This window comes from Vibrio splendidus 12E03 (assembly GCF_000272105.2).
In the GTDB taxonomy this organism is placed as follows: Bacteria; Pseudomonadota; Gammaproteobacteria; order Enterobacterales; family Vibrionaceae; genus Vibrio; species Vibrio splendidus_I.
In genome coordinates, this window is record NZ_AJZD02000075.1 from 1 (window position 1) to 9,632 (window position 9,632).

General features: G+C 46.0%; 8 protein-coding genes. 6 read left to right on the forward strand and 2 right to left on the reverse strand.

Annotated features, from left to right (window positions below; translation table 11 throughout):
- Window positions 1–209: 209 nt before the first annotated feature.
- Window positions 210–755 carry an oligoribonuclease gene (gene orn / locus A142_RS06980; protein ID WP_010434065.1) on the reverse strand — a complete coding sequence of 182 codons (546 nt, stop codon included), beginning with the start codon at window positions 753–755 and terminating at the stop codon, window positions 210–212.
- Window positions 756–905: 150 nt separating this feature from the next.
- Here orn and rsgA point away from each other — a divergent pair, with 150 nt between their 5' ends.
- The 5 genes from rsgA to A142_RS07010 all read left to right on the forward strand — a co-directional run bounded on the left by rsgA (window position 906) and on the right by A142_RS07010 (window position 7,954).
- On the forward strand, window positions 906–1,961 hold the full coding sequence (gene rsgA, locus A142_RS06985) for a small ribosomal subunit biogenesis GTPase RsgA (protein ID WP_017061306.1): 1,056 nt from the start codon (window positions 906–908) through the stop codon (window positions 1,959–1,961).
- Between the two features lie 125 nt (window positions 1,962–2,086).
- On the forward strand, window positions 2,087–3,007 hold the full coding sequence (gene asd, locus A142_RS06990; RefSeq protein WP_017063172.1) for an archaetidylserine decarboxylase: 921 nt from the start codon (window positions 2,087–2,089) through the stop codon (window positions 3,005–3,007).
- A 308-nt stretch (window positions 3,008–3,315) separates the two neighbouring features.
- Window positions 3,316–4,731, forward strand: coding sequence for an SLC13 family permease (locus tag A142_RS07000; protein WP_017061303.1), 1,416 nt, complete (start codon window positions 3,316–3,318; stop codon window positions 4,729–4,731).
- A gap of 292 nt (window positions 4,732–5,023) precedes the next feature.
- Window positions 5,024–6,904, forward strand: a complete 1,881-nt coding sequence (locus tag A142_RS07005; RefSeq protein WP_019821802.1) for a methyl-accepting chemotaxis protein — start codon at window positions 5,024–5,026, stop codon at window positions 6,902–6,904.
- Between the two features lie 162 nt (window positions 6,905–7,066).
- The gene (locus A142_RS07010; protein WP_029405417.1) at window positions 7,067–7,954 is read left to right on the forward strand and encodes a DMT family transporter; all 888 of its coding nucleotides are present in this window, start codon (window positions 7,067–7,069) and stop codon (window positions 7,952–7,954) included.
- Between the two features lie 42 nt (window positions 7,955–7,996).
- On the opposite strand, the gene epmA is transcribed toward A142_RS07010, so the two are convergent.
- The gene (gene epmA, locus A142_RS07015) at window positions 7,997–8,968 is read right to left on the reverse strand and encodes an elongation factor P--(R)-beta-lysine ligase (RefSeq protein WP_019821804.1); all 972 of its coding nucleotides are present in this window, start codon (window positions 8,966–8,968) and stop codon (window positions 7,997–7,999) included.
- 450 nt (window positions 8,969–9,418) lie between these two features.
- Here epmA and A142_RS07020 point away from each other — a divergent pair.
- On the forward strand, window positions 9,419–9,632 hold a 214-nt coding region (locus tag A142_RS07020), incomplete at its 3' end, for an FAD-binding protein (RefSeq protein ID WP_019821806.1).

Consider the following 9,632-nt stretch of genomic DNA (forward strand, 5'->3'; position numbering starts at 1 on the left):
TTGCGCTCTACCAACTGAGCTAGTATCGCAATCTGAAAACGTCTTTCGCCGTTCAGGGCTGCGAATTATAAGAGCATTTTTTTGTGATGCAAGTCCTTAATGCAAAATTACGAAACTTTTTACTCAACTGCTGTAAAAGCACACAGATTTGCAAAAAAATTAGCTCTTATGTCCCTGAAAAGTTAGATAAACGTGATCATTTTATCCGACTAGATGTTAATAATCGTTTTTCGGTAGTACTGCAGCTCTGCGATCGACTCTCGAATATCATCCAATGCGAGGTGACTTCCTGACTTTGAAAAACCGTCTAACACTTCAGGCTTCCAACGACGAGTCAGCTCTTTCAGCGTGCTTACATCAACATAACGGTAGTGGAAGTACTCTTCCAATTCAGGCATGTGTTTGTATAGGAAACGGCGATCTTGACCGATGCTATTACCACAGATTGGAGACTTACCTTTTGGTACCCACTTTTCAAGAAACTCAATCGTTTGTTGAATGGCATCTTGCTCTGAAACCGTGCTTTCTTGGATTCGCTTCACTAGACCGCTGCCGGTGTGAGTCGTTGTGCACCACTCGTCCATCTTGTCCAATTCACTCTGAGGTTGGTGAATAGCCAAAACAGGTCCTTCAGCCAGGATGTTAAGCTCACTATCAGTAACGATAGTAGCAATTTCAATGATTTTATGAGTTTCAGGATCAAGTCCTGTCATCTCTAGATCAACCCAAATAAGGTTCTGATCGCTAAAGGACATAAGGCGTCGCCTATTTGTTTATGTGTAAAAGAGGTACTATACCCAAATAACTATACTCAAACTAGCTTTAGGACCATTGAAATCACGTGGTACCAGCAACATCCTGTTTGAGTCCCCAATCATCAAGTTAGATGTGTTAAGTGAAAAATTGTGGCTAAAAAAAAGAAGTTAACCAAAGGTCAAGTACGTCGTGTACGTAGCAACCAGAACAAGCGACTCAAGAAAGAAGATTCTATCCAATGGGATGAGAACATGCTTGGCGGAACCAAAAGCGGACTCGTGATTACGCGCTTTGGCCAACATGCTGATATCGAAGATCTTGAAACTAACGAAGTTCATCGTTGTAACTTACGCCGTAGTATCGAGACTTTAGTTTCTGGTGACCGAGTGACTTGGCGCGCAGGCTTAGAATCAATGGCCGGTATTTCTGGCGTTGTGGAAGCGGTTGAGCCGAGAACTTCAATGCTGACTCGCCCTGATTACTACGATGGCCTAAAGCCAGTAGCTGCGAACGTCGACCAAATGGTTATCGTATCGGCTGTGCTACCAGAGCTATCACTTAATATTATCGACCGTTACCTAATTGCTTCAGAAACGGTAAACATCGCGCCGCTTGTTGTACTGAACAAGGTCGATCTACTGACTGATGAGCAGATTGCTGAATACCGTGAAACACTTAAAGAGTACGAGAAGATCGGCTATAAAGTGATGTTCGTGAGTAAAGAGTCTGGCTACGGCATCAAAGAGCTGGAAGCTGAACTCAAAGACCGTATCAACATCTTTGTTGGTCAATCGGGTGTGGGTAAATCAAGCCTAGTGAATGCATTAATGCCTACGCTAGACATTGAAGAAGGCGAAGTCTCTGAGAACTCAGGTCTTGGTCAGCACACAACCACGGCAGCTCGTTTATACCACTTCCCTTCTGGTGGTGATCTGATTGATTCACCAGGAGTGCGTGAATTCGGCCTATGGCACCTAGAGGCCGACGAAATCACTGAAGCCTTTATCGAGTTCAAGCCTTACCTTGGCGGTTGTAAGTTCCGTGACTGTAAACACATTGATGACCCAGGCTGCATCCTGCGCGAAGCGGTAGAAAACGGAAAGATCAGTCGATTACGTTTCGACAACTACCACCGCATCATTGAAAGCATGGCGAGTAACAAAGATAACCGTCAGTATTCACGCAACAAAAAAGCCGATCTCTAATCGCGTTTTTGTGAACAAATGTGTGCATTTACTGACAATTGGCGCGAATTTAAGTAACATCTCGCGCCCTAAACCGTCATCGACAGATTTAATTGAAAAACAATTAGCATTGGAAAATTAATACAATGGATAAGATTAAAGTTGGATTGCAGTACTGGATTCCACAACATGGATTAACTCGCCTAGTCGGCAAACTTGCGTCTGCTAAAGCGGGCGGCTTAACGACAGCGATCATCAACTGGTTCATCAAGCAATACAAAGTGAACATGGATGAAGCTCTGCATAGCGATCCAAAACACTTTAAAACATTCAATGAATTCTTCGTGCGTGAATTGAAAGAAGGCATGCGTCCTATCGCTGAAGGTGAGTCTGTTATTGTTCACCCTGCAGATGCACGTGTGAGCCAATTTGGCCCAATTACTGACGGTCAACTGATTCAAGCGAAAGGCCATAACTACTCAGCTCGCGAGCTATTGGGTGGTGATGCTGCGCTAGCGGATGAATTTAAAGACGGTGAATTCGCAACGCTTTACCTGTCTCCAAGTGATTACCACCGCGTGCACATGCCATGCGACGGCACACTGCGCCAGATGATCTACGTTCCAGGTGACCTTTTCTCAGTTAACCCGTTAACGGCAGAAAACGTTCCAAACCTATTCGCACGTAATGAGCGTGTCGTTTGTATCTTCGATACGGAATTTGGCCCAATGGCACAAGTGCTGGTTGGCGCAACGATCGTAGGTAGCATTGAGCAAGTATGGGCAGGTACCATCACCCCACCTCGTGGTAACTCGGTTTACAAATGGGATTACCCTGCACAAGGTGACAAAGCAATCATCTTGAAGAAAGGCGAAGAGATGGGCCGCTTTAAGCTTGGTTCAACCGTTATCAACCTGTTCGCTAAAGATGCGATCAAGTTTGACGACACTATGCAAAATGGCGAGAAAACGGTTCTTGGTACACCTTTCGCGCACATTGCTGGCAAAGAAGCGCAAGCAAATGACGATGTTGTTACCGATTCTGCTGAGAACACTGACCAAGCTTAACAATTTGAGTTAACTCATTTAAGCTTTCAAGGCGCGTTACTTTTTCTATTTCAGAGAAGAACGCGCCTTTTTCTTAACTCTACCGATTCATTTGCTACTCAAGCTCTAACAACTCAATCTTTCAAACCCTGCCCAGCCACCTGCTGCTTCTCACTCTTGTCTCTAATTGCCCAGATAAAAGATTGACCAAAAACAAAACAACTGTCGAAACCTTAAACAACTTTTTGATTTTCCAACCCGTCTCCAAGTACCAGAAATCCAGATAACTTACTCTATTTGAAGATATTTTATTTATAGGGTTTTTGTACATGCCTAAACTCAATGTTGGCGTTCTGGTCAAGCTGTTGATTTGTTTTGCGATTCCCTTAGGCGTGTTATTCATGCCGATAGATTCAATACCAATCGATGATCTCACGCTGATTCAACACCGCCTGTTGGCGATATTCTTATTAGCAGCCCTGCTGTGGGTGCTTGAACCTGTTCCGGTATTCGCCACTTCCATTTTGATCATTGCGCTTGAACTGGTGATGATATCTGACAAAGGTTTACACCTATTTAGAAATCCACCAGCGGGGCACGATCTCGGTGAGTTAATCAAATATACCGACATCTTCGGTGCATTTTCATCACCAATCATCATCCTTTTCATGGGTGGCTTTGCTCTTGCGATATCCGCATCCAAGTACGAACTCGATAACAACCTAGCTCGAGTGCTTCTCAAACCATTTGGTACAGAGCCGCGCTTCATTATGCTCGGCTTAATGCTGATCACCGCCGTGTTCTCAATGTTCATGTCAAATACCGCAACGACGGTAATGATGCTTGCGCTGCTCGGCCCTATCGTGGCATCTGCACCAAAAGGCGATATGGGTATCAAAGCGCTCGTGTTGTGTATTCCAATTGCTGCCAATACTGGCGGTATCGCAACCCCAATAGGTACACCGCCCAATGCCATCGCGCTGCAATACCTAACGGGTGAAAATACCATCGACTTCCTCAGCTGGATGATGATGGGCTTACCCTTTGTGATCATCCAACTCACCATCGCTTGGTTTCTTCTACAAAAACTCTTCCCTTCTAAAGAAAGAAACATGGTGCTCAAGCTCGATGGACAATTTAGAAAGAGCTGGCGAGCGATTGTGGTTTACATCACCTTCGCTGCGACAATCTTATTGTGGATGACCACCAAACTGCATGGCATGAACACCTATGTCGTGTCTATCATTCCATTGGCTGTGTTTACGCTCACTGGCATCATGGGTAAAGAAGAGCTCAAGCTGATTAACTGGGATGTGTTGTGGCTGGTCGCAGGTGGTATTGCGATTGGTATTGGCTTAGATAAAACAGGCTTAGCCGCTGCACTCGCACACGCAATTGACTATGAATCGCTGTCACCTGCAGCTGTGGTACTGACATTGTCTATCGTGTGTTGGTTAATGGCGAACTTCATGTCAAACACTGCGACGGCCAACTTGCTGATGCCGATAGCCGCTGCAATTGGTGCTTCCATGGAAAGCCTAGTTGCGATTGGTGGTCTGCAAGGCTTGCTGGTTGTGGTCGCCTTCTCTGCGTCACTTGGCATGATTCTGCCCGTATCGACACCACCAAACTCACTGGCCTACTCGACCGGGCTTATCGAAAGCAAAGACATGGCGAAGATGGGCATCATCTTAGGTATTGTGGGCTTGCTGATGGTTTACCTCGCCCTGTTTATCATCACCTAGTAAGCGTTAACGCTCCCCTTTAATCCTAACTAAAGCGCTGAATGTAAATTTGGCGCTTTTTTCGATCTATACCACTCCACCTCAAGCAATTAACTGACATTTCAATCAATAGGTAACTGTGATATTACTTCACTGTTTTACAAAAAGCAGAGTAAATATATTTAGAATTTATGATTTTAAACACAGTCATTCAACTTAAGACAGCGGCACTATACGCCAATCAAAGACACATCAATTCATTATTAAGTACGTCAACGTAGTTAGGTTTTGTCTAATCAGAGAGGAATGGACCTTGAGACATACTATTAAGTTTAAAATTCAGATCGCCATTGCGATCATTATCGCCGTCGTGAGTGGTACCCAAGCTTGGATATCAGTTACCCAGCTCACTCAAAAAACTGAAGTCGCGATCAACCAAGAAATGAGAAATGTCAGTGCTGGCACGACGAATTATATTGCCGATTGGCTCTCGACTCGCAGCGATATGATGCTTGCTAATGAACCGACCATTTCAAGCAACAGTAACTCTGACCGCGAGTTGCTAATCACCAAACAAGCTGGACAATTCTTGTCTGTTTATGCCGGATTCAGCGACGGCACTATCGCGTATGGCGACAAAGGTGAAGATTGGCCAGCAGGCTACGACCCACGCACCCGCCCTTGGTATAAAGATGCCAACGCAACATCAGACCTCGTCATTACTGAACCTTATCAAGACTTTGACGGCAGCATTGTCATCAGCTTTGCAAAAGCATTCAACGGTGAAAGACAAGGTGTCCTCGCGGCAGACCTAACTGTAACCAGCATTATCGACACCGTACTCAACGTGAAACTGGATAACGATGGCTTTGCGTTTTTAGTTGACGGTAACAACAACATCGTTGCCTACAGTGATGAAGAGCTAAGTCAGAAACCACTGACCAGTTTGAATCCGGAACTAACAGCCAACAAAGTGTCACAACTGATCCAAGGCCAAATGATCACTACGCTAACTTGGCCTGGCCAAGAGGATAAAATGGTCTACATTGCCAATGTCCCGAATACCGATTGGTCACTGGGTATTGTTATCGATAAGGAAATGGCGTTTTCCGCAGTATCTGACGCGATTCAGTTCATCGCTCTTACTTCTTTGATTTTGTATATCGTCATTTCGATTGCGAGCACAGTGGTGATCAACCGCCTGCTTTCCCCACTACAAACCTTGTCTGACGCGCTGACTCAGCTGGCTCAAGGCAGAGGCGACCTCACTCAACGTATTGATATCACGCGTATGGATGAGATAGGCAAACTAGCCGAACTTGTGAACCAGTTCTTAAGCCAGATGCAAAGCATGTTGAAAGGCGTTATCGAGCACAGCCATGATTTAAATAATCACGCAGAAAAAGCCAATCAACTGGCGACCCAATCATCCATTCGAGTTGAGAATCAGCAAAACGATATCAATCAAATAGCGACCGCGATTCATGAGATGTCAGCCACGGCAGCTGAAGTGGCTAGCCATGCCGAACTCACGGCATCCGCTTCTCAAGCGTCAGCCACCGCTTGTAACGATGGCCAAGAGGTTATTCAACAAAACCGCGACGCTATCACTAGCCTTGCGAGCCAAGTGGAAGACGCTGCCAATGTTATCCGAGAGCTGGAAAACAACGCGCAAAGCATCAATCAGATACTCTCCACCATTCAAGGCATTGCCGAACAAACCAACCTGTTGGCATTGAACGCCGCGATTGAAGCGGCGCGTGCGGGTGAGCAAGGTCGTGGATTTGCGGTTGTTGCAGACGAGGTTCGAGTACTGAGCCAACGAACGCATGGCTCGACCGAAGAAATCCGCGTGATGATTGATACGCTACAGAAGAATACCGAACATGCCGTTGAAAGCATGACCACCAGCACTCAACTGGCTGAGAACAGCGTTGGCTTCGCAGAGCAAGCTCATGGCAGCCTCTCTAAAATCACGCAAGCCATCACCGAAATCAACGATATGGCGCTGCAAATAGCCAGTGCTGCGGAAGAGCAACGCGCAGTAAGCGAAGACATCAGCCGTAATACGCAAGGGATCAAAGATGCCTCCGACGATCTTGCACAACAAGCTGAAAGCAGCCGCAATAGCTCAAATGAAATGAGTAACGCTGCCGAGTCGATGCGCCGAGATGTGGAGCGTTTTAAGGTATAGCTCATCTCAAGCAACAAAAGTTAAACCTCACCACCGAGCGGCGGGTGACGTAAACCGATAACTGAAGCAAAGTGACTCTTTTCATAAGAATCACTTTGTTCTCAGTCCGGTTTGATGCATATTGATGAGCTAATTTATCCCAGACACAAGGACTGTTAATCGATGGGGTTCGAATGGTTGGCTCTTGCTGCCGCTTTTCTTTGGGCCATCGCGAGCCTGATGTCAGTAAAGCCAGCTCAACACTTAGGTTCTTTCGCCTATAGCCGCTGGCGTATGGGCTGCACTGCGGTCATCTTATCGAGCATGGCTTGGTTTACGGGTGGCTGGTCAACTGTCGAAGCTGACCTAGTCACACCCATGATGCTATCTGGGCTGATTGGTATCTTCATTGGCGATACCGCCCTATTTGCCTGTTTGAACCGAATGGGCCCACGTCAAGCTGGCTTGCTGTTCTCTTGTCACGCCGTGTTCTCTGCGATTCTCGGTTACTTCCTGTTTAGTGAGAGCATGACCTCTGGCGAGCTTATTGGCTCGGCCTTGGTTTTCAGTGGCGTATTAACCGCAATCTTCTTTGGTCGTCGAGGCCAAGCAAACAACCAGCTTGAAACCATCAAGGGTACCGTGTGGATTGGTATTGCTCTGGGCATCACGGCCGCAATCTGCCAAGCATTGGGCGGTATTATTGCCAAACCCGTGATGCAAACTAATATCGACCCGGTTGCCGCCTCTGCCATTCGGATGATCACCGCCTTTGTCGCCCACTCCGCATTTCGTTTAACGGGTGCCAAGCTATCACGCGCAATCAACCCGATGAATGGTCAGATATTTGCGATTACCGCAGTTAACGGCTTTTTAGCGATGGCGGTGGGAATGACGCTGATCTTGTATGCGTTGCAGGAAGGCAATGTCGGCATGGTCGCTCTGTTATCTTCAACCACACCTATCATGTTGTTACCAATACTTTGGCTATACACCAAACAAAGACCAAATGCCTACGCTTGGATCGGTGCCATTGTTGCCGTAGTGGGTACTGGTATTCTGGTCAGCTGATGGAAACTGAGAGCTATTAGCTCTCAGTAAAAAAGCAAAAAGCTAAGAACGTGGGAACGGGAAAGCGGTCACATCATCGATGTGGTCGTAACCCAAAGCCAGCATAATCAGCCTATCGATACCTAAAGCAACACCCGCACAATCTGGTAACCCCGCTTTTAATGCCTCAATCAAGTGATAATCAATCGGTTGAGGTGATAAGCCCATATCAATACGCTTGGCATTATCATCTTCAAAACGCTGCAGTTGTTCTTGTGGTTTATCTAACTCATGAAAGCCGTTAGCTAGCTCGATACCTTTGAAATACACCTCAAAGCGATCGGCTACTCGCGAATCTTTCGGGTTAATCTTAGCTAATGCCGCTTGTGAGGCTGGGAAGTCATAAACAAAGGCTGGCACCTGTTGGCCAATCTTTGCTTCCACCCCAATACTGAAAAGAAGCTGCAATAGCGTATCACGATCTTCTTCAGGGTCAGCTATATCGCTGAGCCCAAGTTTCGCAGCAGCTTGCTTTAGCGTATCCATCGAATCTTCCAGTGGACACACACCTAACACGTCGATAAAGGCTTGTTGGTAAGTCATTCGCTGTGCTGAACTCGATTTAAGTACCTGCTGTAACAGCAAATCCATTTCATCCATCAGGTCATGATGATCAAAGCCAACGCGATACCACTCCAGCATGGTGAACTCAGGGTTGTGGTAACGGCCATTTTCTTCATTCCGGAAAGACTTACAAATTTGATAAATACAGCCACTGCCCGCCGCTAATAGACGTTTCATATGAAACTCAGGGCTAGTCATAAAGAACAGTGGCTGACCGTGCGCATAACCCGGCCCTACGAATTCAGTTTTGAAAGTATGCAAATGCACGTCCGTCACCGTGGCGTGGCTCATCGCAGGCGTATCCACTTCCATCACGTTTCGCTCAGCAAAGAACTGACGGATTTGATTAAGGATATCAGCACGTTGCTTTAACTGCTTAATGGTTGCGGCTGGTTGCCATGTTGAGTGCATTATTAAGTTCCATATTACTGAATTCTAGGCGACGGAAATTACCACCTTTCGCCTCTTTTGTAAGCTTCTATCTTTCTATAGATGGAAGCAAAATGTTGCTTTAATGAAGCCAGAAAATTACGTTCTACAATACAATTATCAATACAGCTTTCACATCCACATTGATAACAAAAATCATACTCAACAAGCCGTTAACACAAGTCTTGTGGGCTAATCGTTATCAACAATTCATTGCCGTGATTGCAGTCACATAACCTATAATTTCTATGCCTCCATATGCACTACCGACCTAAAAACCCAAATGCATCAACTTTTCGAATACCTTCCTCTCTTACACTGAACCTACCACTTAAGGCTTAGGGGTGATAAACGGTTGATGCCGTTTAAGTACTCTCTAAATGCTTTTTATAATAACAAGCGGAATACTCCGCATCACACTGGAGAATAACTGTGAAGACAATTACCACAGATATCGCAGTCATCGGCGCAGGCGGCGCTGGTCTTCGTACAGCAATTGCAGCAGCTGAAGCTAATCCTGAATTGGAAGTAGCACTGATTTCTAAAGTTTACCCAATGCGTTCGCACACGGTAGCAGCAGAAGGCGGTTCAGCAGCGGTAATTAAAGACGAAGATAGCCTAGATAACCACTTCAACGATACTGTTG